Consider the following 26,707-nt stretch of genomic DNA (forward strand, 5'->3'; position numbering starts at 1 on the left):
GTGAACTTTTGAAATTTATTTTATGCATTTTATTGACAAGCTTTCTTTCATAGATTATAATTAATAAAAATTAAACAAAACGGAATATAAACAAACTCGTATAAGCTTTGAATAAGGCAAGGCGTTTCTACCGGAAACCTTAAATTTCCGTCTATGAGTGAATTTGATATACTATAGGCGTACTATAAGCATATTAACTTCACTTAGGAGTTATTATGCTTTTTTTTGAAAATAAAATTTCATCTTTTGTGTATATTTGCAAGTTTGCTTTCAAAAAATAAGTAGAAGTTTAAAAGGTAGAAATACGGAAAAACATTTAATTGTACGTAAATAACTTAAAGATAGTGTGTGGAGGCGATAGTATGGCAAGAATATTAAAAACAGCATATACATTTGATGATGTATTACTAGTACCAAACAAATCAGAGGTCCTACCTAATGAGGTTTCTTTAAAAACTCAATTAACTAAAAAAATTCAATTAAATATTCCATTAATGAGTGCAAGTATGGATACAGTTACTGAATCTAAAATGGCAATAGCTATGGCTAGAGAAGGTGGAATAGGAATAATCCATAAAAACATGACAATAGAAGATCAAGCAAGAGAAGTTGATAGAGTAAAAAGACAAGAAAATGGAGTAATAACAGATCCAATATTCTTATCAGAAGATCACACAGTAAGAGAAGCTTTAGATTTAATGGCTCAATATAGAATTTCAGGAGTTCCTGTAACAAGAGAAGGAAAACTAGTTGGAATCATAACAAACAGAGACATAGTATTTGAAACAAATTACGATAAAAAAGTTTCAGAAGTTATGACAAAAAGCCCATTAGTTACTGCGAAGGAAGGAACTACATTAACTGAAGCATTAGAAATATTAAAGCAACATAAAATAGAAAAGCTTCCTTTAGTTGATGATGAAAATAATCTAAAAGGACTTATAACTATAAAAGATATAGAAAAAGCTAAAGCTTTCCCAAATGCAGCTAAAGATGAAAAAGGAAGACTTTTATGTGGAGCTTCAATTGGTGTAACTAATGACATGATGGAAAGAGTAGATGCAGTAGTTAAAGCAAAGGTTGACGTTATTGTTTTAGATACAGCTCATGGTCATTCAAAAGGAGTTATTGAAGGAGTTAAGAGAATAAAAGCTAAATATCCTGAACTCCAAGTAATAGCTGGTAACATAGCTACACCAGAGGCTGTAAGAGATTTAGCAGAAGCAGGTGCAGATTGTGTTAAGGTAGGTATAGGCCCTGGATCAATATGTACTACAAGAATAGTTGCAGGTGTTGGGGTTCCTCAATTAACAGCAGTTATGGATTGTGCTGAAGAAGGTAAAAAATTAGGAATACCAGTAATAGCTGACGGTGGATTAAAATATTCAGGAGATATAGTTAAGGCTTTAGCAGCTGGAGCATGTGCAGCTATGATGGGATCAATCTTTGCAGGATGTGAAGAAGCACCAGGAGCTATAGAAATATATCAAGGTAGAAGCTATAAAGTTTACAGAGGAATGGGTTCACTTGGAGCAATGGCTAAAGGATCAAGTGATAGATATTTCCAAAATGGTACTAAGAAATTCGTTCCAGAAGGTGTAGAAGGAAGAATTGCTTACAAAGGACATTTAGCAGATACTATCTACCAATTAATAGGTGGAATAAAATCAGGAATGGGTTACTTAGGAGCACCAACTTTAGAAAATTTATATGAAAATGCTAATTTTGTTGTTCAAACTTCAGCAGGATTTAGAGAAAGTCACCCTCATGATATAAACATAACTAAGGAAGCACCAAACTACAGTGTTAACCAATAATTAGATTAAAAGCTTCAGCAAAATGTTAAAATATATATTAAGTTTTAACATTTTGTTGAATATATTTTATACATAAACGGAAAATGAAATTGTGGAGGAAAGTAAATGAGAGATTTAGTTTTAGTTGTCGACTTTGGTGGGCAATATAATCAATTAATAGCTAGAAGAGTTAGAGAATGTGGAGTTTATTGTGAAATAATACCTTACACATACAGCATAGAAAAAATAAAAGAAAAGAATCCAAAAGGAATAATATTCACTGGTGGACCAAACTCAGTTTATGGAGAAAACACTCCTACATTAGACAAAGAAATATTCAACTTAAATGTTCCTGTATTAGGAATATGCTATGGAGATCAATTAATGGCACACCTTTTAGGAGGAAAAGTTGATACTGCTCCAGTAAGAGAATATGGAAAAACTAATGTAACTTTAGATAATTCATCAAAATTATTTGCTGGAATAGAAGCAGATGAAACTTGTTGGATGAGTCACACTGATTACATAGCAGAAGCACCAGAAGGATTCAAAATCATAGCTCATACAGATGTTTGTCCAGTAGCAGCTATGGAAAACGAAGAAAGAAGACTTTATGGGGTTCAATTCCATCCAGAAGTTGAGCACACTCCATTTGGTCAAAACATGATGAGAAATTTCCTTTACAACATATGTGGATTAGAAAATTCTTGGTCAATGGCTTCTTTCGCAGAAGAAAAAATAGCTGAAATCAAGAAAATAGTTGGAGATAAAAAATTAATATGTGCATTATCAGGTGGAGTTGATTCATCAGTTGCAGCTGTTATGGTTCACAAGGCTGTAGGTAAGCAATTAACTTGTATCTTTGTTGACCATGGTCTATTAAGAAAAGATGAGGGAGATCAAGTAGAAAAAATCTTCAAAGAAGGTTTTGATATGAACCTTATCAGAGTGAACGCTCAAGATAGATTCTTAGGTAAATTAAAAGGAGTTTCAGATCCAGAAACTAAGAGAAAGATAATCGGAGAAGAATTCATAAGAGTATTTGAAGAAGAAGCTGGAAAATTAGGAGATATTAAATTCTTAGTTCAAGGAACAATTTATCCAGACGTTGTTGAAAGTGGAACAGATACTTCAGCAGTAATTAAGAGTCACCACAATGTTGGAGGACTTCCAGAAGATATGGAATTCTCATTAATAGAGCCATTAAGAGAATTATTCAAAGATGAAGTAAGAGCTGTAGGAGAAGAATTAGGAATTCCTCACCACTTAGTATGGAGACAGCCATTCCCAGGACCAGGATTAGCTATAAGAGTTCTAGGAGAAGTAACTGAAGATAAATTAGAAGTTGTTAGAGAAGCTGACGCTATATTCAGAGAAGAAATAGCTTTAGCAGGTCTTGAAAGTGAAATATGGCAATACTTCGCAGTATTACCTAACATTCAATCAGTTGGTGTTATGGGAGACGAAAGAACTTACTGCCACACTGTAGGATTAAGAGCAGTTACATCATCAGACGGAATGACTTCAAACTGGGCTCATATACCATATGAAGTTATAGATAAAGTATCAAGAAGAATTGTAAATGAAGTTAAGGGAGTTAACAGAATTGTTTACGATGTAACTTCAAAACCACCAGCAACTATCGAGTGGGAATAAAATATATAAGTAATTAAAAGTGATAAAGCCTATTTTACAATGTTTATTTTAATTAATAATCTGTAAAATAGGCTTATTTTTATATGGTTCACCACCAATTTTCACCACCAAAAATATATTTATTTAATATGAATATTATCTTTTAAAAATATGTATTCTGGTAATGTTAAAGACTTAGCGAAAAGAATATTATCATTTTTTTCAAAGTGAAAGAAAGTTAGGTATTGACCTTTACAATCTATTTCTAAAACATCTTTTATTGAAATTGTTTTATTCCAATTTAATCTAGGTGATGGTATAGGATCAGGTATAATTAGTATATTATTAAAAAAGTAATAGTCAAATCCGTCATTTAGTCTTTTAAAAATTTCATCATTTTTATCAATATTATTTAACCAAGAAATTTCCAGGTTTTCAATTTCTAAAAAACCTATTGAAGGTTCAAAATCGAAAGCTATTAATATATCAGATTCCATTTTTTTAACTCCTTTCTATTAGATCAGTAACTTTCTTTTATTATACTAAAAATATATTAAGTAAAAAATTGAATTAAGGTTTAAAGGTAAGTGTGATTTGAGAAGCTTTTATTTGGTTAAAGGTTTATTTTTTATCTTTATTTATCAAAAAAGATAAAAAATAAAATAAAGTGTTTACAAATACAAGAAGTAGTATTATTATATATTTAAGGTAGTTGCTCGAGAGATACTCGGAAAATACCTGAATGAAAATTTTAAGTAAAGAAAGGAGTTTTAAAAATGAACTTAAATCTAACATACAAGTATAATATAGTTTTGTCTTTAGCTAATCAAGAAGTAAAGATGCAACAAATAAGAGATGAAATTGAAAAGAGTATTAAGGAATACAATGTTAAATCACGAACTGCAAAGAATGTTAAGGAAATAATTCATTCTGAAATTAAAGAAGATTTACTTTTTGTTTGCTTAAGTACAAAAAACCACTTGGATAATCCTGTAAGGGGATTGTATCTTTTATCAAAAATTACGATGGAACAGCTTAAGAATAATAAAAAAGGTGATTTGATTGAAAAGATAATTAGAAATAAATCTTTTTTTAAAAGTGTTGGTGAAGCAAAAGAAGTTAAGAATTTGAAGTTTGAAAAATCAGATAAAATAGAAGAGATTGAGGAAAGTAATGTTTTAAACAATGCTGTTATAAAGTCAGAAGAAAAAAGTGAAATTCAAGGAAATAATGTTAATCTAAGTAAGATAAATACCTTAATGAACAAACTAATATTACTTAGAGAGCAAGAGAGAGAAATAATAGAAGCAATAAATGAGGAATTGAAAGGAGGTGAAATAAATGAATTTAAGTAAAGAAGAATCAGAATGGTTGGATGAAATTTTTTGTAATGATGAAGATGTTGATGAGGAAAGTAATGAAGCATTTGATAAATTTGATGATTGATTGAGTTGATTTTTATTACTAATAGAAAGGAGAAAGTAATGAATAAAAGAATACTTAGAGCATTTTCAAGAGAGCCACCTAAAAAATATAAAAATATTTAAAGATAATTTATTGTCACTAAAAAATATAAAGGAGATTAATTATGGGAAATTTTCGTGCTTATAAAAACTATTTTTTTAAAGTATTAATTATTTTGTGCTTATTTTCTTTATTATACAGAGAAATTTATCCAAGCAGAGTATGGGGAAAATTGCTTTTTGCTTCTGTAAATTTAGTTAGTGAAGGATTATTTAATAATTATATTGATAGAATGGCTTGTTGTTATTTTACTTTAGCCACAGGTTTAATATGTTGTTTCTTATCTCAAATATTTTTTTCTGTATTAAAATTTGCATATTCAAGGTTAAAAGGATATAGGAGAAAATACTTATGATAGAAAATTTTTTTAGAATGATAATGAAGAAGGACACTAATGGTTGGCAGACCGTTAAATATCCTCCTCCAGTATCAAAAAAGTTTGGTTTTATACCCTTAAAAATTGTATCGTTGATAATAATAATAATTTTAGAGAGCATTATTATTGTTAATATTTCTGAAATTAATATTTTCAAAAATAATATTACACAAATTTTAATAACAATTTTTTATTTTTATCTTATATATAAAACCATAGTCCATTATATGAGATTTCAAAAAAATAGACAAGAAGAAAGTAATTTATGGATAGAGAAAAGACTTGTTTATCTTATTCATAGTCTAAAACTTTATGATGAAGAAATGATTGGAATAGGTTCGGATAAGGAAAAAAGAATTGTAAGAACTATTCAAATTATGTATAGAGAAGATGATAAAAGAGTTTATGCAAGAATTTTAAAAAGTGGTAATCGTTTTAATAAAATTGCTCCAACTTTAGGTGAAAATATAGAAAGCACTTTAGGATTAGAATTAGATAGAACTAATTCTACTGTGGATTTTTTTGAGTACGTGCTACTTAAAGAAAAAGATAAGAGAATAGATTTAAGAGAGAGCATTAAGAATCAACATAATAATTCAGATGTAATTAACATAAGTGGCAATATATCTTATCGATTAAGTAAAACTCCACATAGTTTGATAGTTGGGGGAACTGGTAGCGGAAAATCATTTTTTATATTGGGCAAAATTGTAAGTTATTTAAGTTTAACTCCACAAGCAGAATTGTATATAGTTGACCCTAAGAAGGCAGATCTAAGTCTTTTAAGATTTATAGAAGGTATGGAAGATAAAGTAGTAACAGAACCAAATCAAATTGCAAGGATGTTAAGAGAAGTAGTAGAGATAATGGAGGATAGATATAAGACTTATTTTAATGATATTTCTGCATTCGGTAAAGATTATACTGATTTTGGATTATCACCTGTAATTCTAATATTCGATGAATTTAGTGCATTTATTCATTCAGTAGATAAAAAATTAAGTAAAGAAGTGTTAGATTATATATTTACAATAGTAATGAAAGGCAGACAGGCAGGAATTCAAATTGAACTTTTGCTTCAAAGACCAAGTGCAGATGATTTGCCAACTAATATTAGAGCACAAATGGGATTTAAAGCGGGATTAGGTGCTATGGATAAAATAGGATACAATATGATATTTGATACTAATGATGTAGATTTTAAAACAGTTACTGAAAAAGGTGGAGGTTATATTCAAATAGATGGAGTACATACTGCTCCAGTTTATTTTGAAACTCCATATATAGATAAAGATTTTGATTTTATACAAGAGATAAGAAAGTTAATTGAAAGTAAAAAGCAACAATAATTGTCATTTTGGATAATATTGTAGACGAAAACGGAGTTTTTCGAATGGAATGGTCGGAAATATTATCCAAAAATGACAATTGAGCGTTAGCTCATAGCATTAAAAATTAACTAGAAAAAGAAAGCTCCTCTGTGAGTAACACAGGGGAATCTCCCTCAAAGAAAACTCTCGAAATGGTTGAAATGTAAGAGTTTTGGGAGGGTTTGAAATTTCGAGATTTCGGAACTTTAAAAAACTAAAATTTTAAAAAAAGGAAGGTAGTAAAAATGGAAAAATTAATTTTAAAAAGTACAACATTATTTAATTTAAATGATTCAGAAAATATTGATTTAGGAGATTTAAATTTTGATATTTCTCAATTTAAAGTTCCTAATGAAATGGTAGTTCCTAAAGAAGGGATTAACGTTAAAATAGAAAAAGAAAAAAACTTAAATGGTGAATTAGTTGAAACAGGAGAATACACTTTAATATTTAAAATATATGATTTGAATTTTATTAGACTTGTTATTCAAAATGGTTCAACAGAAATAGGAAATCCTATAACTATAATTGTTGAGAAACAAAAGAATATTCCAAATTTAGAAAGATTTGAAGAAGGAGAATTTATACCAGTATCATTTAAAAACATTAAGGTTAAACCTAAAAAAGTTCAAAATAAAACTTTTATAGGAAAAGATGTAGGGTATAAAGATGTTTGGCAATATTCAGATATTAAGGTAGTAGCAGAAAGCTATATTATAGGTGAAGAAAATGGAGCAAAAGCAAAGTAATAAATGTTTAATTGATTATTTTCGTTGTTCAATACCAAATAGTAATTTAAGAAATGTATCTAATAATGTTTTGGGAATAGAATTTTCTAATTTTGTAGGGGGAACAGTAAAAGGTTCTCCCTATCCAACTTATGATAGTTGTCTTAGTTTTGCAAATATTAATCTTCATTCTAGTCAAAGTCATAATAATATTCTAATAGATATGGGAGGACAAGCGTGTAGACAATATGAAGAATATATGGATAGAGTTGAAGGTTGGCATTGGTACAAATTAATTTCTTATATATTAGAAATTAAGGGTAATATATCAAGAATAGATTTAGCTTTAGATATATTTGATAATTCAAGCCCATCTGTTAGAACATTGCAAGATTATGTTAAGAGAGGTCAGTTAAGTACAAAAAGTCATAAATTTATTGAAATAAATAGTGGAAGAGTTTTAGATGGAAAATTAACAGGTTTTACTCTTTATATAGGTGCTCCTCCACAGATATTAAGAATTTATGATAAAAAGCAAGAAAGAAGAGATAATGTAGGTGAAATTATTAATGTTGAACAATGGGTTAGATGGGAACTTGAATTGACAGGTAAAAAAGCAATGTTAGTAGCTTTTAAAATATCTAATGGTAAGCCACTAAATTTAATAATAAAAGGTATTTTATCAGCACATTATTGTTTTAAAACAAAACCTAAAAATGCTAGTGATTTACACAATAAAAATAGATTATCTAATATGAGATGGTGGGATAAATTTGTTGGTGGGATTGAAGCTATTCCATTAAAAGTTCAACGTGAAAAAATGACACTGCAAAAGAAAAAAAGATGGGTTGAAGAAAATACTGCAAAATCAATAAGTATGATTTATGAAGTTTTTGAAAGTGTATATGGAAGTGAATTTGCGGGGATCTATTTAAAAGAATTAATTGAGAATGGAAAACAAAAAATAAATGTAGCGGATAGAACTTTAATAGATCAACGTATTTTAGAGTTAATAAATGAAGAAGAATATTGATATACAGAAGGGAGAGTAAAAGATGGGTGTTACTGTATGTAAAGATGATTTAATGAGAATGGGATATAAGAAATACCAAGCTATATCTTTAGTCAGACAAGCTAAAGCTATTATGGTTCAAAGAGGTTGTCCGTACTATAATAATAAACGTTTAGGTAGAGTTCCAAGAGAAGTTGTTGAAGAAATTTTAGGAGTTTCTTTTGAAATAGAGAAGAGTGGTATTAATGAATAAAAAAACACAACATACAACAAAGTACCCAGGTGTTTATGTAGATGATAAAGGAAGATTTTTTTATCAGAGTGAGTTTGGTACAGATAAAGTAACGGGAAAAAGAATTAGAAAAAAAGGAAGAAAAGATAGGAATGGTAAGCCTTTTTCTTCCGCTTTAGAAGCTAATAAAGAATTAACTCGTTTAAAAAGAGAATATCATAAAGCTGAAAGTTATTCAAATTATAAAATGACTTATGAGCAATTCATGAGAGAGGTATATATTCCATGCTATAGGACAGATGTAGAAGAAAGTACTTTTAGTACTAGAGAAGCAATATTTAATAAATTAATTAAAAGATTTGGAGATATTCAACTTAGAAATATTACAATAGAAGATATTCAAAATTATAGAACATTTATATTAACTGATAAAGAAAGTGGTGGAGAAGGATTTTCACAAGGGTATTGTAGTATTTTATTTGGAACTTTAAGAAAAAGTTTAGATAAAGCAGTTGAAATGCAATACTTAGAAAAGAATGTTTCAAAAAAAGTTAAAGCTATATCTAAAGGGAAAACTATAGTTCCATATTGGACTAAAAAAGAGTTTGAAAAAGTTATTAATCAAATTTATATAAAAGATTTTTATGAGCATTTAAATTTTGTAATGTTATGGGTTTATTATATGACTGGAATTAGAGTTAATGAAGGAACTGCTCTATATTGGAATGATATAGATTTAGAAAAAAAACGTTTGAAAGTTCATCATATGTTAATAGTTAAAAATAGAAAAGAGTGGAGAAAAAATTCTTATACAAAAACAGAAGATGGTAAAAGAATAATTGCTTTAGATGATGATACAGTACAGATTTTAAAAGAATGGAGAGATAGACAGAAAGAAATAGGATTAGGTGGAGAAGAAGATTTTATATTTACTTACGACGGATTACCAATGATTAAGTCAACTATATCTAGGATAATTACTAGATATTCAAAACTGGCGGGAGTAAAGAAGGTACAAGCAAAGGGATTAAGGCACTCTCATGCTTCATACCTAATTAATGAATTTAATGTATCAGTTCTTGTTTTATCACAACGTATGGGGCATTCTAGTCCAGATATAACTCTTAAACATTATTCACATTTATGGAGTGGAGCAGATACGGAAATAGCTAAAAAGATAAGTGGAAATATAAAAATAGAAACTGCTAATTCAACTAAGCTTAAATTTAATGGCAATCAATCAGTTAATAATAATATTAGATTGGTTTAGTTATTTAATGGAAAATGCCCGTAGGGGTTACCATTTACAGTGAGTAGGAGCATGATAACCTAGTTATGGTATGAGCCTTTTTATAGGGGAGGCGGTAAGGTTAAAGGATTATGCTCCGAGAGGCTCACTGTCAATGGCATTTGGAATGGACTTTGAAATTAATAATTAGATACAATTAACTTAAAAAGTATAGATTTGAAAGTTAAAAGATTATTAGAATAGAAATGAGGTATTGTTTTGGGAAAAAGTTTAGAGAAACAATTAGAGCAAGCTATTAAATTGGCTTCTATTAAACACTATGGTCAAAAAGATAAAGCTAATAAGCCTTATATTTTTCATTTATTGCATGTAATGAATAATCTTGATGATTTAAATGCTAAAATAGTAGGTGTATTGCATGATATTTTAGAAGACACAGATATAACTAGAAATGACTTATTGAATTATGGTTTCTCAGAAGAAATTGTTATTGCAGTTGAAATATTAACTAAGCCTAAGAATCAAAAGTATATGGATTATATAGAAAATATTAAAAGTAATACTATTGCTAGAAAAGTTAAATTGATAGATTTAAAACATAATATAGATTTAACAAGACTATCTGAAATATCGGATAAGGATTTAAAACGTAATATTAAGTATTTAGAAGCTTATAAAAGGTTAAATAAGTATTGATTATAATATATTTTCTAAAATATGTTATAATTTAAATACAATAAATATGGTATTTATGCATAAATAAGAATATAAATTGCAAGATGGATAAATAGGAATTTATCTAGATGCTGGGATGAATTAGAAATAAAGATTGTTAGAGTGTTATATTAGTATTCTTGTGGTATAATATGGTTATTATAGTTACTATTAATGACCTTATGCAGTTAGAAAACACTAACAAAATAAAAATTTTCAATAAGGAGCGTGATTTGCATGAGCAAGCAAGTTTACATCAGTGCTGATTATGATCGACTTAATGGCGATCAAGATGTTGTAGATGAATTGAATAAATGGGGAAGTGATAATCTACATAAAGTCGATTTCATTGATATGTCGAAGGTGTCGTCTGGCACTGTAGCTAATAGTGATGATTGTCGTATTTGTGATTTAAAAGCCGAATTTAATCGTCAAATTAATGCATCGTCGGCAGTAATTTTTGTTGTGGGGGATATGACCTCTTCTCGTACAGCTGGAAGTGGATGCGAACGTGCATCAAAAGAACAATGGCAGTGTTCTTGTACACCTTATAAGCAAAATACCAATGGTACTAAAGCGTGTAAGGTTTACAGTACTTCTAAGTGTGGAGAAAATGACAATTACGGAAACATAAATGGATGTTCTTATCTCCGTCATGAATTTGAGCAGGCAAAAAAGAAGAAAAAAACAATCATTATTGTATATAATTCTACACGTAATGAATTAAATTGGCTTCCATCATATATGAATGGTTACGGAAATGATGCGAAACCATTCTGGAAAAAAGATTCTAATGGGAAGAAAGTTGGAGACTATTCCTACATAAAAGAGGTGCTTGGATTTTGATTGATTTCATCAAAAAAAGTGTAGCATTGGCATTTGCTTTCGTTACGGGTATATTTACCTTTGTGCCGGAGGCGTTCTTTGGGAAACATGAATGGGTAACGCAAGAGACACTTAAACAAGATAAGTGGTTTAATCATTTAGATGTTCAAGATGTTAATATAGTAATTTCTCGTCTTGTGTGCTTTTTGCTTGTCTGGGGTGCAATATCGTTGCTGTATATGGGCTTTCTAAAAATATGTAGATGGATTACAATCAAAGGCCAGAATTATTCAATTAGAGTAGAGTATGGAAATATACTCACAAAGAGGAAATGTAAGCGAGTAATCAATTTTGATGAGTGTTTTACAACAAAAGTAGGTAGCGCAACCCCAGATGTCAAACCCAATTCCATATGTGGGCAGTATTTATCATTACATCCAGATTTAGATGTCCAGCAGTTGATAGAAACTTCCAAAATTAAACCAGCAGGGAGCAAATCAAAATATCTGAATAAAACACGGTATGATTCAGGAACCATAGTTCCAAATGGCGATGACTTATTGATGGCATTTGCAAAATTAGATGAACGAGGTAAAGGGCGATTCTTTTCTCGTGACGAGTATCTTGTGTGCTTGGATTTGTTGTGGAAGGAATTAGAGAATCACAATTCTGAAAAAGACATATGCGTACCAGTATTAGGAGCAGGAACAACAACATTTGATGGTGGATCGGGAGCATCCATTTCACAGCAAGATTTGCTAGACATGATGATTTGGTCTTATAAATTAAGTTCTCATAAAATAAAAGCTCCGCATAAGTTGCGTATTGTCTGCAAGAAAAACAGTGGTTTTTCCATCAATAATATAGGAAAATGATCTATGGTATATTCTAAGTGAACATAGGTAAATACAATTCAATATATTAATATGAAGGCTTCACTAACACGGCTGAAAATAAGTAGAATATAGTATTCTGAGTCATAAAAGTTAATTTACAAATTCCAATTTATCAAGTAGATGAAAACCTTGATATATTGTGAGTTATAAGTAAAGTGGACAAATTTACTTGGTTATTTTTATACGTTTCAATATGAATGTTGGTTAAAAATAGAGTTTAAATTAATTAAGTAGTATTGTGATATTTTGTGAAAAATATTATTATAATAAATAAGGTCTCCCACCATAAACCTCACCAAAATAACAAAAAAACTTGTAATCCTTGATTATATGCGGATTATAATAGTAATAAATTTATTGAGTGGGAATAATATAAATAATTAATTCAGATAGGTATTAATCCTATCTGAATTTTAATATAATTTATCTGATTATAAATTATTAGGTCTAAATCAGATAAAATTTAAGTATCCAAACTAATCAAAAGATATATAAATTTTTATTACGGATAAATAGGCAGTCATTTTAATATGATTGTCTATTTATCTTGTTATAATCAATAAAAACATATACATTTTTGTTATTAGATTATAAATAGGGTTTAATAATATTTTGTGGATAATTTAGAGTTTTTATTTTAGTGGATAATTTTATATTTATAAATTACTTAATTACTTATAATTTAAAATAAAAAAGTAGCTATGAAAATTCATAGCTACTTTTGTTTTATATAAATGTTTTATTTTGCTGATTTCTTTTGTAAAGCTTGGAATAAAGCTATTACTCCAATTGCTACAATTATTAAAACTATAAATACTGAAAATCCTTGTGAATATCCAGCAAATCCTGATCTGTTTAGGAATGATGCCATTACAGGAGGTATTAAGAATCCACCTAAAGCACCTAATCCACCAATCCATCCTGAAGCTCCACCCATTGCTTCTGGAACTGCATTAGGAACAATTTTGAATACTGCTGCGTTTGCAACTCCCATACCAATAGCAAGTAAGATTATACCGATTATTGCTAAAGTCATAGTTGAAGCAAAAGTCATACAAATTGCACCGATAAGTGCTATTCCTAGAGAAACTATAGTAGTTATTTCTCCACCGTTTTTATCAGCAACTTTTCCACCATATATTCTAGTTAATGAAGTTAATATAGAATATAAAGCTGTTAAAAGACCTGCAACTTTCATGTTTAATCCGAAATAAGTCATCCAGTAGTTAGGGAACCAACCTGTTAATGCTAAGAATCCACCGAAAGTTGTGAAATATATGAATACTAAAGCCCAAGTTTTCCATGACTTAGCTGATATTAAAAGTGTTTCACTTGCTTTTCCCTTAGGGAATAATTCTTGACCATACTCTTTTGATGCTATTTCCTTAGCTTCATCTTTATTTATTCCTTTGTCAACAAGTTGGAAGTACCAAGCATTTTGACCTATTTTTATGTAAATTACAGTACCAACTATTAAGAATATTAACCAAGCTAAGTAAGAACCAGGTAATCCTAATAGAGGAAGTGCTAAGTTTGGAATTAATAATGCAAATATTCCAGGTGCTAAGTTACCAACACCACCATATATTCCTAAAGCTACACCTTGTTTGCTTTTGGGGAACCAATATGATGCTTGGCTGACACCAACAGAGAATGTTGCTATACCACATCCAGATAATAGTCCAAGTGCAAATAATAAATAGTAATATTGATTTAAGTTATCACTGAAGAAAGCTAATACTACGTATAAACCACCCATACCTATTATTGATAAAAGTAGTAATACTATAAGGGGCTTTCTTCCACCAGTTGTATCAACCCATGCTGAGAAAGGTATTCTAAGAAGAGAACCTGACAGATTAGGGGCTGCAATAAGTAATGCTAGTAATACTGGATTAAGGTTTACGAAGGCTTCTTTAAATACTGCAGAAGTTGGTCCATAAAGAGAAACTGCTGCAAAACCTATGAAGAAACCTAATGTAGCTCCTATTAATCCACGATTTGGATTACCTTTAAGATTTAAGTTTTTCATCTCATTCACTCCGTTTTTCTGATTGTTAATTTTTTAACTCTAAAATTTCTAATTCATCTAATAATTACTTTGAAAGTATATCATTAAATAAAAGAATATACTGTAACTTTTATCACGAAAATAAAAAAATATTTTTATAGGAACAAATTATTAAAATTTCATATTATATATATTATTATCTTTAAAATTAATAATTTAATACATATTAGGCATATATTTAAAATAACTTATTATTTATAGTTAAGATTTATTAATTGTAATTAATAATCTTTTTGAGAAAATATTTATAATGAAAAAATAATTTTACAATATTGCAAAATTATTGGAAATAATTTAAAATACAAATAATATAATTTTAAAAGACGTGTGTTTTTCTATGATATACACTTGAGTTTTTAATAAAGTAATTATATATTAAGGTTTATTTTGATAATTTATTAATTTAAATGTGTACTTACAAGTAAATTATAAGTTATATAAGTTTTAATATAAAAACAAAGAAAAATACGTAATAAAATTTTATTTTAAAAATCACAGTAAATGTATGTTATTGTAGCAATATTTTTTATATGGGGCATTTTAAGTTTGTTACGTAACAGCAATAAATATATTAAAAGGGGGCAGATTAAATGAAAAGAAAATTAGTTATATTATTAACAGCAGGGTTAGCAGCTTCAATGTTATTTGTAGCATGTGGAGGCGGAGCTAATAATGCAACTGAAGGAAATAGTAATGGATCAGAGTCTGGAGGAACTACTAAGGATTTATCAAAGCCAGAGAGAATAGAGGCGTCAAATCCTAGTGCGCTTCCAGATGCTGCAAAAAATAGAACTGATACTTTAATAGTGGGAACTACAGATCCAAAGGGGGAATTTGTACCAATATATTCTTCTACTCTTTATGATTCATGGGTTAATAATTTAGTATTTGATGGATTAATTTACAATAATGAAAAAGGGGAAGCCGTTCCAAATGTAGCAGAAAGTTATGAAGTTTCTGAGGATGGAAAAACTTATACATTTAAATTAAATAAAGGTATTAAATTTACTAATGGTCAAGAATTAACAGCAAAAGATGTAGCGTTCACATTTACTTCTATTTGTGATCCAGGATATGATGGACCAAGAATGGATGCTGTAAGTAACCTAGTTGGATATGAGGAATATAACAAGGGCGATGCTAAAAATGTTGAAGGTATAAAGGTTATTGATGATTATACAATATCATTTACTAATAAAAATGTTGACGCAGCTGGTATATGGAATTTTGAATATGGAATTATGCCTGAAAGTGTTTATAAATTTGAAAAAGGAAACTTCCAAGCAGTTAAGGATAAATTATTAGAGCCAGTAGGTTCAGGAGCTTATAAATTTGTTCACTTTAAACCAGGACAAGAAGTTAAGTTTGAAAAAAATACTGATTACTGGAAAGGGGAGCCGAAGATTCCTTATATAGTAATGAAAGTTACAAATGCACAAACATTACTACAAGAATTAATGGCTGGAACAGTTGATATAGATAGAGTTGGTGCTAAACCAGAAAATATAGACCCATTAAAACAAGCTGGATTCTTAAATTTAGATTTATATATGAAAAATGGTTATGGATATATAGGACTTAACTATGGTAGTGATAAAGTTAAGGATCCTAAAGTGAGACAAGCGCTACTTTATGGATTAAATAGAGAAGGATTCATGCAATCTTATTACCAAGGATATGGTCAAGTTTATAATTCACACATTCTTCCTACTTCATGGGCATATAACCCAGATGTTCCTAAGTATGAATATAATCCAGAAAAGGCTAAAGAATTACTTGATGAAGCAGGCTGGAAAGATACAAATGGAAATGGAGTTAGAGATAAGGATGGAGTTGAATTAGAACTTCAATGGTTAACTTATACTGGTTCTAAATATGTTGATGCTTTAATCCCAATAGTTCAACAATCTTGGGAACAAATTGGTGTTAAGGTTACTCCAGAGTTAATGGAATTTGGAACAATGATGGATAAAGTTAATAACAGAGAATATGATATATTCAATGGTGCTTGGAACCTTTCAATAGATCCAGATCCATCAGGAATATTTGCTATTTCTCAAGATGTACCAGGCGGATTTAATAATATTGGTTGGAGAAATGAAGAAGCAGATAAGTTGTTAAAAGAAGGTAAAGGAACAACAAATCAAGAGGAAAGAAAGAAAGCTTATGCTGAATGGCAGTTAAAATTCTCTGAAGATGTACCTTACATTCTTATTGGAGATGCACAAGAAATGTTTGCATCAAATTCAAGAGTTAAAGGATATAACCCTTCAACTTATATAGATTGGACTCACGATGTTTATAAACTTGAATTAGATAGCAATAAATAAAATTTAAAATAAATTAAGAAAATTAGCCTGGACAGAAATCCAGGCTAATTTTGAAAAATGGGGGGAACAGCAGTATGCTACAGTATATCACTAGAAGAATACTATTAATAATACCAACCATTGTTGGTGTATCATTAGTACTTTTCTTCATATTTGCTATGGCTCCAGGGGATGCTATTACAGCAAATATGGATCCAAATATGAGTATAGAAACAAAACAAGCAATAAGAGAAAAATATCATTTAGATGAGCCAAAAACAACACAGTACATGTATTGGTTAAAAGGCGTTGTAACAGAAGGGTCTTTAGGAGAATCTTTTTACTATAAAAGACCAGTTTCAGAAGTAATGAAAGATTTTATACCAAATTCTTTTATTTTAGGAGCGGCATCATTGATTTTGGGGCTTATAATTGCGGTGCCAATAGGTATAGTTTCAGCAACAAAGCAATATTCATTTTTTGATAAATTTTTTACGGTATTTGCCCTTATGGGAATATCAATGCCATCATTTTTCTTTGGACTTATATTAATTAAATATTTAGGAGTTCAACTTAATTTATTTCCAATATCGGGTATGACTACTCCAGGAAGCGCATATACAGGAATGCAATATATTTTAGACGTATTAAAACATATGATTTTACCACTTATAGTTTTAACTCTTGGAAGTGTAGGTGGATGGATGAGATACACAAGATCAAGTATGCTTGAGGTAGTTAGACAAGATTATATAAGAACTGCTAGAGCAAAAGGATTAAAAGAGAAGGTAGTTATATATAAACATGCTTTAAGAAATGCACTTATACCAGTTGTAACACTATTAGGAATGTCAATTCCAGGATTATTCTCAGGTGCTACATTAACAGAAAAAATATTTAACTGGCCAGGAATAGGTCCAGTACAGTTAAGTGCAGTTAATAACAGAGATTATTATCTACTTATGGGTATAAACCTTACTTTAGCTATATTAGTTTTAATAGGAAACTTACTTGCTGATATTATATATGCATTAGTAGATCCAAGAATAAGGCTTAAGTAGGAGGTGCTTTTTATATGCAAACAGAATTAAATAAAGAAGTTAAAGTGAAAAAAGAGAAAATAGAAAGCCCTTGGACTGTAGCTTTTAAAAGACTGAAAAAAAATAAGCTAGCTTTAGGTGGCTTATTTATATTGTTGGTCTTAGTTTTAATTTCAATATTAGGACCAATGTTATATCCACATGATCATTTAACAATAGATTTAGTAAGAACTAATCAACCTCCATCAGCTCAGCATTGGCTAGGAACTGATGAATCAGGAAGAGATGTTTTAGCTAGACTTATGTACGGGGGAAGATATTCACTTTCAATAGGTATAGTTGCTGTAGGAATTTCTATAATTATAGGAACAACTTTAGGTATATTAGCTGGATATTATGGTGGCTTTGTAGATAGTTTAATTATGAGAATTGTTGACGTATTTATGTGTTTCCCATTCTTATCATTATTAATAATGGTATCTGCTATAATGTCAGATTTAAAAATACCACCAGAGTATAGAATTTTCGTAGTTATGTTTATTATAGGGGCATTGAGTTGGACTGGTACCTGTCGTATGGTTAGAGGTATGGTCTTATCTTTAAGAGAACAAGAGTTTATGCAAGCGGCAGAAGCTTTAGGACTATCAGATACTAGAAAAATGTTTTTACACTTATTACCTAATACATTAGCAGTTATTATAGTTTCAGCTACATTGGGAATTGGTGGAGCTATATTAACAGAATCATCTTTAAGTTTCTTAGGGCTTGGAGTTACACCTCCTACACCAACTTGGGGTAATATGATACAGACAGCTCAAGATTATTATACATTAACAAATAGATGGTGGTTATGGATACCTCCAGGAGTATGTATATTCTTAACTGTTATATCTATAAATATTTTTGGAGATGGATTAAGAGATGCTCTAGATCCTAAGCTAAAGGTCTAAGGGGGCGAGTGTAATGGGAAAAACATTAGTAGAATTTAAAAATCTTGAAACTCACTTTCATACAGGTGAGGGAATTGTTAAAGCAGTAAATAATGTTAGTTTTAAAATAAAAGAAGGAGAGACAGTTTGTGTAGTTGGAGAATCTGGATGTGGAAAATCTGTTACTGCTATGTCTCTTATGAGATTAATACCTAGTCCTCCTGGAAAAATAGTTGGAGGAGAAATTCTTTTTGAGGGAAAAGATGTTTTAAAGTTCACAGAGCAAGAACTTATGGATATGAGAGGAAATGATATATCAGTTATCTTCCAAGAGCCTATGACATCATTAAACCCAGTATTTAAAATAGGAGATCAAATTTGTGAAGCAATAATTCTTCATCAGCATTTATCAAAAGAAGAAGCTGAAAAGAAAGCTATAGAAGTTTTAAAAATAATTGGTATAGCTAGAGCAGAAGAAATAATGAAATCTTATCCTCACGAATTATCAGGAGGAATGAGACAAAGAATTATGATTGCTATGGCAGTTTGTTGTAATCCTAAGCTTTTAATAGCTGACGAGCCTACAACTGCCCTTGATGTTACAATTCAAGCACAAATTCTAGATCTTATGAGAGATATTAAAGAGAAATTAAATACATCAATATTATTAATAACACATGACTTAGGAGTAGTTGCTGAAATGGCTGACTATGTGGTTGTAATGTATGCTGGTAAGGTTATTGAGGAAGCTCCAGTTTTAGAGCTTTTTAAAAATCCTCTTCATCCATATACACAAGGTTTACTTAAATCTAAGCCATCAGTTAATGGAAATGAAACTAGACTTTATTCAATACCAGGACAAGTTCCTAATCCAGTAGGCATGCCAGATAATTGTTACTTCAATGAGAGATGTGATAGATGTATGGAAAAATGTAAGGATGTTCAACCTACTCTTGTTGATGTAGGAAATAGACATAAAGTTTCATGCTGGTTATATAAGGAGGGAAAGTAGATGGCAGATAATACAGTTTTAAAAGTTGAAAATTTGAAAAAATACTTTCCGATTAAAGCAGGAGTTTTTTCTAAGACAGTTGGACATGTAAAAGCTGTTGATGGAGTAAGTTTTACTATAGATAAGGGTGAAACTTTAGGATTAGTTGGAGAATCAGGTTGTGGAAAATCAACAACAGGAAGAGCAATTTTAAGATTATTTGAAAAAACAGATGGAAATGTATATTTTGAAGGAAAAGATATTTTTGATCTTAAAAAGAAAGAACTTAGAGCTTTAAGACCAAAAATGCAAATGATATTCCAAGATCCATATTCATCATTAAATCCTAGATTATCAGTAGACTCTTTAGTAGGAGAAGCTCTTTTAAGCCATAAATTATGTAGTAAAGAAGAATTACCTGAAAGAGTAGCTCAAACTATAGAAAGATGTGGACTTGCTAGATATCATATGAAAAGATATCCACATGAATTCTCAGGTGGACAAAGGCAAAGAATAGGTATAGCAAGAGCATTAATTTTAAATCCAAGTTTTATAGTTGCAGATGAACCTGTTTCAGCACTTGATGTTTCTATACAATCGCAGATTGTAAACTTAATGATGGATTTACAAGAAGAGATGGGATTTTCATATCTTTTCATATCTCATGATTTAAGTATAGTAAAGCATATTTGTCATAAAATAGGTGTAATGTACTTAGGTAGCTTAGTTGAATTAGCTCCTAAAAATGAACTTTATGATAATCCATTGCATCCATATACAAAGGCATTATTATCAGCAGTTCCAATACCAGACCCTACAATTAAGAGGGAGAGAATAATATTAAAGGGTGATATTCCTTCACCAGCTAATCCACCAAGTGGATGTAAGTTCCATACTAGATGTCCATATGCTATGGATAAATGTAAGAAGGAAGCTCCAGAATACAAGTGTGTTGGAAAAGATCACTTTGTTGCATGTCACTTAGTTTAATTAAAATTAGGTTTTATTTATTAAAATGTAAAAATAGAATTAAAAAATTAAATTTTATGTAGTGTAGGGGATTAAATTCTCCTACACTATAACTATATATAATAAAATTTCATTAAATATATAAAAAGTTTTATATTGTATTGTAATCCATAAATAATAAATGATAAAATATTAACGTGTGGTAAACAGGGGGAATTAAGTTTGTTTTGGTTTAAAGATGAAATAACTAGAAGAAAAGAAAAAGAAGAATATGAGAAATTAATGGAAGAAGTTAAAAATAAAGAAAAGCCAACTTTTAAGGATTTGGTTGCTATAATGTTAGCGCAATACGCAATAATACTTCCAATGGTTTTTGGAGGCTTAATTATTTTTGCGATTATATTATATATATTAATGGCGTGGTTAAAATAAATTTATAAACGCTAATGGAGGTAGTAATAATGAAAAAAGGATTAGTTGTTGATTTATCAAAAGCAGCTCCATATTTAAAATCTCACGAAGTTGCTTACATGCAAGAAACTATAAACCAAGCACACAATAAATTACATAATGGAACAGGTGCAGGAAATGACTTTTTAGGATGGGTTGACCTACCAGTTAATTATGATAAAGATGAGTTTGCTAGAATAAAAGAAGCTGCTAAGAAAATACAAAGTGATTCAGATGTATTAGTTGTTATAGGAATAGGTGGTTCTTACTTAGGAGCAAGAGCTGCTATAGAAATGTTAACTAATAACTTCTATAATTCTGTATCAAAAGATAAGAGAAAAACTCCAGCTATATTCTATGCAGGAAATAACATAAGCTCAAGCTACATGGCTGATTTATTAAAAGCTATTGATGGATTAGATGTAAGCTTAAATGTTATATCAAAATCAGGTACTACTACAGAACCTGCTATAGCTTTCAGAATCTTAAAAGATTACATGGAAAAGAAATACGGAAAAGAAGAAGCTAAGAAGAGAATATATGCTACAACAGACGCTAAGAAAGGTGCTTTAAAAACTTTAGCTGATGCTGAAGGATATGAAACTTTCGTAATTCCAGATGATGTTGGAGGAAGATTCTCAGTATTAACAGCAGTTGGATTATTACCAATAGCTGCAGCTGGAATAAACATAGATGAAATGATGGAAGGAGCTGCTGATGCTAGAGAAGAATATGCTAACCCTTCATTAGCTGATAACGAATGTTACAAATATGCAGCTGCTAGAAATGCTTTATACAATAAAGGTAAAGCTATAGAAATATTAGTTAACTATGAGCCATCAGTTCATTACTTCAATGAATGGTGGAAACAATTATATGGAGAATCAGAAGGAAAAGACAACAAAGGATTATTCCCAGCTGCTGTTGATTTCTCAACTGATTTACACTCAATGGGACAATACATCCAAGAAGGTAGAAGAGATATCTTCGAAACAGTTATTAATATAGGATCTCCAAGAGAAGAAATAGTAATCGAAGCTAACGATGAAAACATAGATGGATTAAACTTCTTAGCTGGAAAAACTATGGATTATGTTAACAAACAAGCATTCAGAGGAACTTTACTTGCTCACAATGATGGAGAAGTTCCAAACGTAGTTGTTAATGTTCCAGAATTAACTCCATACTACTTCGGAAGATTAGTTTACTTCTTCGAAAAAGCTTGTGGAATCAGTGGATATGTTTTAGGAATAAATCCATTTGACCAACCAGGTGTTGAAGCTTACAAGAAAAACATGTTTGCTTTACTTGGAAAACCAGGTTTTGAAGATTTAAAAGCTGAGTTAGAAGAAAGATTAAAATAATATAAATTTAATTATAAAAAGGAGCTCTTTTTAGAGCTTCTTTTTTGTTTTAAGAGTATAATTTTATTAATATATAAATTATTTATTATTTTAAGAGTATTAGTAAATTAATAAGAATGTGTATAATTTTATTAATGGATAATTATTTAATATTCAAAAAAGATAATAGAGAATATATTATGGGAGGATTATAAAGGTGAAAATAATTATTGATGGTGATGGATGTGCAGGAAGAGATATAATTGAAGAGGTTGGTAAAAAGCATTCAGTTAAAATATTAATTTATTGCACAATAAATCATATGATAAATTCAGATTACTCTGAGGTAAGAATGGTTGATGGTGGATTTCAAAGTGTAGATATGTATGTGGCTAATAATACTGAGGAAAATGATATTGTAATAACTCAAGATTATGGAGTTGCAGCTATGGCTTTAGGAAAAGGAGCTTTAGCCATTAGCCCTAGAGGATATATTTATGACAATGATAATATTGATAGATTACTTTTTGAAAGACATTTAAGTCAAAAAAATAGAAGAGCTGGTGGGAAATCAAAAGGAAATCATAAAAGAAATAAAGAAGATGATGATAGACTTTATTATAATTTAGAAGTTTTGATAGAAAAGGTAAAGGCTATTTTAAATTAGATATAATAAAATAAGGTTTGAAAAATTAAAAAATAAGTTTGGAAAATTAAAAAATAAACTTTGTAGAATTAGAAGATAAACTTAATAAATAATGTAGATAATATTTAAATGACATTAAAAAGAAATCTCAGAGTGGCTGAGATTTCTTTAATGGTTTGATTATATGGATATAATAAAATTAGGAGATTTACAGTGTTAAGTAACACTACCTATATTATAGACAGTTTTAAACTTTTTATACATTTTATAAAAGTAGAAAAAATGTAGAAATAGAGTGTTTTATGGTAAGAAAAATAGAAAATATTTACATAAAAACAGAAGTATAATATAATTTATTTATCTATAATGTTTCGGGTTTTAGGGGGAGTGATTATGGGAGAATTACTTTTAGAGTTAGATACGAGAGATATAATAGAACATAATAGTCCGGTTAACATAAAAATAATAAATAACACTAATGACAATTTAAGATATAAAATCTTAATAGGAAAGGATGGAATTTGGGAAACTTTAAGAGAATTTGAAAAAGAAGATGAATTTATATGGACTCCTAAAGAAGAGGGAGAGTATATGATTATGGTTCAAGGAAGAAAAGAGGATTCAAATAAGCCTTTTGATTACAAAGTTACTGAGGGTGTTAATGTGAAAAGAATAGTTCATAGCCTTCAAGATGAAATGAATAAAGATGAAATTAAAGAAGAAAAATTAATAAAAGGAATCTATCTAAATAAAGATGTGTTTAATGTTGGAGAGAAGGCAGAGTTAAAGGTTGATAGTAACAATGAAAATATTATGTATAGATATTTTATAAGTGGAAAGAACGGATGGCAACTTATAAAGGATTATACATTAGAAAATAAATTAAATTATACTATCAATGAAAGTGGTAAATTTGAGTTTTTAATTGAATGTAAAAAAACAAGTTCAACTAATACAACAGATGATTATGCCACAGTTATATTTACATCAAAAGAATTTGTAAAGCCTGAAATAATTAATTTTATTAATTTAAGTGAAAAATTAATAGTAAACTCAGAGCTTACCTTTGAAGTGGAAGCAAATTTTGAAGATGAAAGAACAGCACTATATAAGTTTGTAAAAATTTCACCTGATGGAAGTAGAACTTGCATTCAAGATTTTTCATCAAGTCGTATAGTAACTTTTAAAGAATTTAAAGAGGGAAGATATAAGCTTTTATGTTTAATAAGAGATATGTATTCTAATAAGGAATTTGATGATAGAGCCGTTATGGTATATGATATAAAACCATATGAACCATTACAATTAAGAAGTTTTACCACAGATTTAAGCTCACCTCAAGAAAAAGGAGAGGTAATAGAGATAAAAGCTGTTATTGATGGAGGAAGTGATATCCTCTATAGATTTAAAATAGATGGAGAAATATCTGAAGATACGGGTTATACAAGAAATAGCACTTTAAAATGGAATGCTAAAAAAGAAGGAAATTATAGAATAACTCTTTGGGCTAAGGATGAATCCTTTATTGGAGATTATGAAATAGAATCTAAATTAGATTATAAAATAGAAAAAAAGGTGAAAAAGCCAATAAAAATAACAGAATTAATATTTGATAGAGATAAGACCCCTTTAATAAATGAAGTAATAAAACTTAGGGTTAGTGCAGAGGGTGGTACTGACTTAAAATATTCCTTCTTAATAATTAAGGAGGGTAAAACCATAGAAAGTATTGATTTTGGAAGTAATAATTGGGTAGAATTTATTCCAAATGAAAAAGGAAATTATCAGCTTGATGTAAGAGTAAAAGATAAGTATTCAACAAAGGAATATGATGTGCATACTGTTTTAAATTTTAAAGTTAGGGAGTATGCAGAAGGGAAAATTGATCATATATTAGTTCCAGCTAAGGAATATTTTTTAGTTGGAGATGATATCGATATTGAAGTAATAGTTCAAAATACTAGACAAGTAAAGGTTAAGTATGTTACTAAGGTAAATGGACAAGTAGTAGAGGAAACTGATTATGTAAAAAATAAGAGGTTTAAAGTTACACCAAAATGTCCAGGAAAATACACAATTGATATATTTGCTAGAAATATTAAATGTAAAGAGGGATTTGATTCAAGAAGGGAAGTAAGATTTTATGTTAGTGAAGCTCTACCTATTACAGATACTAAAATAAGTACTTCTGATAAAGTCTTTAAAATTAATGAGGAAATAAACTTTTCTACAAAATGTGAAGGTGGAAGTAGAGTTTGCTATGAATATTATATAATGGTTAACGGAAATTGGTCTTTAGTTCAAAAATATAGTAGAAAGAGTTATTATTCTTTTAGACCATATGTACCAGGAAAGTATAAAGTTTTAGTATTAACTAAAAGTTATTATAAAAAATGTGCTTATGAGGACTATGATACTTTTGAATTTAAGGTAGAATAAAATATTAAAGTTTAATATATGTTTAGGACTTTATTTTATATAATATTGATTTGAAAATAAGCTTTTAAGACTAATATTAAGTTGGTTTTTAAATTATTTAAAATTAATATTTACTTAAAATAGAGTCTTATTTATTTTTATAGTTTTAATAAGTATAATAAGTTGTAATTAGTTAAACTTTGCTTTATACTAACCACAGATATAAATGTGATTTTTTACGAAGGAGTGATTAGTTAGTGGAAAGATTGGATAAGGTTTTATCAAACTTAGGATACGGAACGAGAAAAGAAATAAAGCAAGTTGTTAAAAAAGGATTTGTAACAGTTAATGATGAGAAGGTTAAAGATAGTGGACTTCAAATAGATCCTGAGAAAGATACAATAGTTATAAATGGGGAAAAAGTAGAGTATAAAAAGTACATATATTTAATGATGAATAAGCCAGCTGGAGTAATTTCAGCAACTTATGATAAGAGAGATGAAACTGTTATCGACTTATTATATATGGAAGATCAAGTTTTTGAACCATTTCCAGTAGGAAGACTTGATAAAGATACAGTGGGATTATTATTATTAACTAATGATGGAGATTTAAATCATAAATTAATTTCACCTAAATATCATGTTGATAAGGTTTATTATGCAGAAATAAATGCTCCTATAACAGAAAAAGATATTAAAGCTTTCGAAAATGGTGTAACTTTAGATGATGGATATAAGTGTATGAGTGCAAAGCTTAAAGTTATAGAAAATTTAGAGGATTCATCTAGAGTAGAAGTTACAGTTCAAGAGGGTAAATATCATCAAGTAAAAAGAATGTTTGAAGCTAGAGGGAAAAAGGTTGTTTATTTAAAAAGAACTTCTTTTGGTAATCTTCCACTTGATGAAAGTTTAGAAGAAGGCGAATATAAAGAGCTTTCAGAAAGTGAATTAGCGGTACTTTACAAAAATTTTTAAAAATTTAAATAGTAATGATTGTAAAGAAAAAATTCATGTAGGAAAACTTGCAAAAAAAATATTAGATTACTTGCAATTTAAGTAAACATCTAATATAATAGTTGTGCGAGGATAAATAAAAGGAATAAATAGCCCCCTTTTTATTTATTGCTTATTGCTGAAACGCAACCTAGCCCCAAGGGTTGCGTTTTTTATTTGCACAATAAT

General features: G+C 29.2%; 24 protein-coding genes and 1 riboswitch. Of the genes, 22 read left to right on the forward strand and 2 right to left on the reverse strand.

All coding sequences use genetic code 11. The features are described 5' to 3' along the window. The first annotated feature begins 76 nt into the window (after positions 1-76). Positions 77-174: riboswitch (purine riboswitch) on the forward strand. Between the two features lie 188 nt (positions 175-362). Together guaB and guaA are read left to right on the forward strand one after the other, a co-directional pair. After that, positions 363-1,817, forward strand: a complete 1,455-nt coding sequence (guaB, locus tag QP548_RS13480; RefSeq protein WP_003454518.1) for an IMP dehydrogenase — start codon at positions 363-365, stop codon at positions 1,815-1,817. 105 nt (positions 1,818-1,922) lie between these two features. Then, entirely contained in the window at positions 1,923-3,452 is a 1,530-nt protein-coding gene (guaA, locus tag QP548_RS13485) for a glutamine-hydrolyzing GMP synthase (protein WP_003460104.1), read from the forward strand. Between the two features lie 119 nt (positions 3,453-3,571). Here guaA and QP548_RS13490 read toward each other — a convergent pair whose 3' ends face one another. Beyond that, the gene (locus QP548_RS13490; protein WP_061429162.1) at positions 3,572-3,928 is read right to left on the reverse strand and encodes a hypothetical protein; all 357 of its coding nucleotides are present in this window, start codon (positions 3,926-3,928) and stop codon (positions 3,572-3,574) included. Between the two features lie 279 nt (positions 3,929-4,207). On the opposite strand from QP548_RS13490, the gene QP548_RS13495 reads away from it, so the two are divergent. The 10 genes from QP548_RS13495 (at position 4,208) to QP548_RS13540 (ending at position 12,336) form a co-directional block, all read left to right on the forward strand. Next, a complete protein-coding gene (locus tag QP548_RS13495) occupies positions 4,208-4,786 on the forward strand; it encodes a hypothetical protein (RefSeq protein ID WP_061429161.1) in 579 nt (192 codons plus the stop codon). Positions 4,787-5,019: 233 nt separating this feature from the next. Next, positions 5,020-5,310: a hypothetical protein gene (locus tag QP548_RS13500; protein ID WP_061429160.1), complete on the forward strand. Its 291-nt coding sequence runs from the start codon at positions 5,020-5,022 to the stop codon at positions 5,308-5,310. Beyond that, a complete protein-coding gene (locus tag QP548_RS13505) occupies positions 5,307-6,680 on the forward strand; it encodes an FtsK/SpoIIIE domain-containing protein (protein ID WP_236907310.1) in 1,374 nt (457 codons plus the stop codon). Before QP548_RS13500 ends, QP548_RS13505 begins: the two co-directional genes overlap by 4 nt. Before the next feature lie 266 nt (positions 6,681-6,946). After that, on the forward strand, positions 6,947-7,450 hold the full coding sequence (locus QP548_RS13510) for a hypothetical protein (protein WP_061429159.1): 504 nt from the start codon (positions 6,947-6,949) through the stop codon (positions 7,448-7,450). Beyond that, entirely contained in the window at positions 7,431-8,462 is a 1,032-nt protein-coding gene (locus QP548_RS13515; RefSeq protein WP_061415972.1) for a replication initiation factor domain-containing protein, read from the forward strand. The genes QP548_RS13510 and QP548_RS13515 overlap by 20 nt, the downstream gene beginning before the upstream one ends. 22 nt (positions 8,463-8,484) lie before the next feature. After that, positions 8,485-8,694 (forward strand): DUF3173 domain-containing protein, encoded by a 210-nt coding sequence (locus QP548_RS13520; RefSeq protein WP_011722909.1) that lies wholly within the window; start codon positions 8,485-8,487, stop codon positions 8,692-8,694. Continuing rightward, positions 8,687-9,943 carry a tyrosine-type recombinase/integrase gene (locus tag QP548_RS13525; protein ID WP_061429158.1) on the forward strand — a complete coding sequence of 419 codons (1,257 nt, stop codon included), beginning with the start codon at positions 8,687-8,689 and terminating at the stop codon, positions 9,941-9,943. The genes QP548_RS13520 and QP548_RS13525 overlap by 8 nt, the downstream gene beginning before the upstream one ends. A gap of 237 nt (positions 9,944-10,180) precedes the next feature. Beyond that, positions 10,181-10,618 carry a hypothetical protein gene (locus tag QP548_RS13530; RefSeq protein ID WP_061429157.1) on the forward strand — a complete coding sequence of 146 codons (438 nt, stop codon included), beginning with the start codon at positions 10,181-10,183 and terminating at the stop codon, positions 10,616-10,618. Between the two features lie 492 nt (positions 10,619-11,110). Beyond that, complete coding sequence (locus QP548_RS13535) at positions 11,111-11,482, forward strand: hypothetical protein (protein WP_236907309.1); 372 nt, start codon at positions 11,111-11,113, stop codon at positions 11,480-11,482. After that, the gene (locus QP548_RS13540) at positions 11,479-12,336 is read left to right on the forward strand and encodes a macro domain-containing protein (RefSeq protein ID WP_061429155.1); all 858 of its coding nucleotides are present in this window, start codon (positions 11,479-11,481) and stop codon (positions 12,334-12,336) included. Before QP548_RS13535 ends, QP548_RS13540 begins: the two co-directional genes overlap by 4 nt. Before the next feature lie 760 nt (positions 12,337-13,096). Here QP548_RS13540 and QP548_RS13545 read toward each other — a convergent pair. After that, a complete protein-coding gene (locus QP548_RS13545; RefSeq protein WP_003479149.1) occupies positions 13,097-14,389 on the reverse strand; it encodes an MFS transporter in 1,293 nt (430 codons plus the stop codon). A 629-nt stretch (positions 14,390-15,018) separates the two neighbouring features. On the opposite strand from QP548_RS13545, the gene QP548_RS13550 reads away from it, so the two are divergent. The 10 genes from QP548_RS13550 (at position 15,019) to QP548_RS13595 (ending at position 26,500) form a co-directional block, all read left to right on the forward strand. Continuing rightward, the gene (locus QP548_RS13550; RefSeq protein WP_075808027.1) at positions 15,019-16,758 is read left to right on the forward strand and encodes an ABC transporter substrate-binding protein; all 1,740 of its coding nucleotides are present in this window, start codon (positions 15,019-15,021) and stop codon (positions 16,756-16,758) included. A 74-nt stretch (positions 16,759-16,832) separates the two neighbouring features. Next, positions 16,833-17,798, forward strand: coding sequence for an ABC transporter permease (locus tag QP548_RS13555; protein ID WP_061429153.1), 966 nt, complete (start codon positions 16,833-16,835; stop codon positions 17,796-17,798). A gap of 14 nt (positions 17,799-17,812) precedes the next feature. Continuing rightward, the gene (opp4C, locus tag QP548_RS13560; RefSeq protein ID WP_061429152.1) at positions 17,813-18,727 is read left to right on the forward strand and encodes an oligopeptide ABC transporter permease; all 915 of its coding nucleotides are present in this window, start codon (positions 17,813-17,815) and stop codon (positions 18,725-18,727) included. Positions 18,728-18,740: 13 nt separating this feature from the next. Continuing rightward, on the forward strand, positions 18,741-19,718 hold the full coding sequence (locus QP548_RS13565) for an ABC transporter ATP-binding protein (protein ID WP_003454477.1): 978 nt from the start codon (positions 18,741-18,743) through the stop codon (positions 19,716-19,718). Then, the gene (locus QP548_RS13570; protein ID WP_061429151.1) at positions 19,719-20,687 is read left to right on the forward strand and encodes an ABC transporter ATP-binding protein; all 969 of its coding nucleotides are present in this window, start codon (positions 19,719-19,721) and stop codon (positions 20,685-20,687) included. Between the two features lie 201 nt (positions 20,688-20,888). Next, on the forward strand, positions 20,889-21,098 hold the full coding sequence (locus QP548_RS13575) for a hypothetical protein (RefSeq protein WP_003454512.1): 210 nt from the start codon (positions 20,889-20,891) through the stop codon (positions 21,096-21,098). Positions 21,099-21,127: 29 nt separating this feature from the next. Next, the gene (locus tag QP548_RS13580; protein ID WP_061429150.1) at positions 21,128-22,480 is read left to right on the forward strand and encodes a glucose-6-phosphate isomerase; all 1,353 of its coding nucleotides are present in this window, start codon (positions 21,128-21,130) and stop codon (positions 22,478-22,480) included. Positions 22,481-22,676: 196 nt separating this feature from the next. Beyond that, complete coding sequence (locus QP548_RS13585) at positions 22,677-23,126, forward strand: YaiI/YqxD family protein (protein ID WP_003454468.1); 450 nt, start codon at positions 22,677-22,679, stop codon at positions 23,124-23,126. A gap of 372 nt (positions 23,127-23,498) precedes the next feature. Beyond that, positions 23,499-25,544, forward strand: a complete 2,046-nt coding sequence (locus tag QP548_RS13590) for a triple tyrosine motif-containing protein (RefSeq protein ID WP_061429149.1) — start codon at positions 23,499-23,501, stop codon at positions 25,542-25,544. Between the two features lie 236 nt (positions 25,545-25,780). Beyond that, positions 25,781-26,500: a pseudouridine synthase gene (locus QP548_RS13595; protein ID WP_003462288.1), complete on the forward strand. Its 720-nt coding sequence runs from the start codon at positions 25,781-25,783 to the stop codon at positions 26,498-26,500. Positions 26,501-26,707 lie beyond the last annotated feature (207 nt).

It is taken from the genome of Clostridium sp. UMB9555A, assembly GCF_030222355.1.
In the GTDB taxonomy this organism is placed as follows: Bacteria; Bacillota; Clostridia; order Clostridiales; family Clostridiaceae; genus Sarcina; species Sarcina perfringens.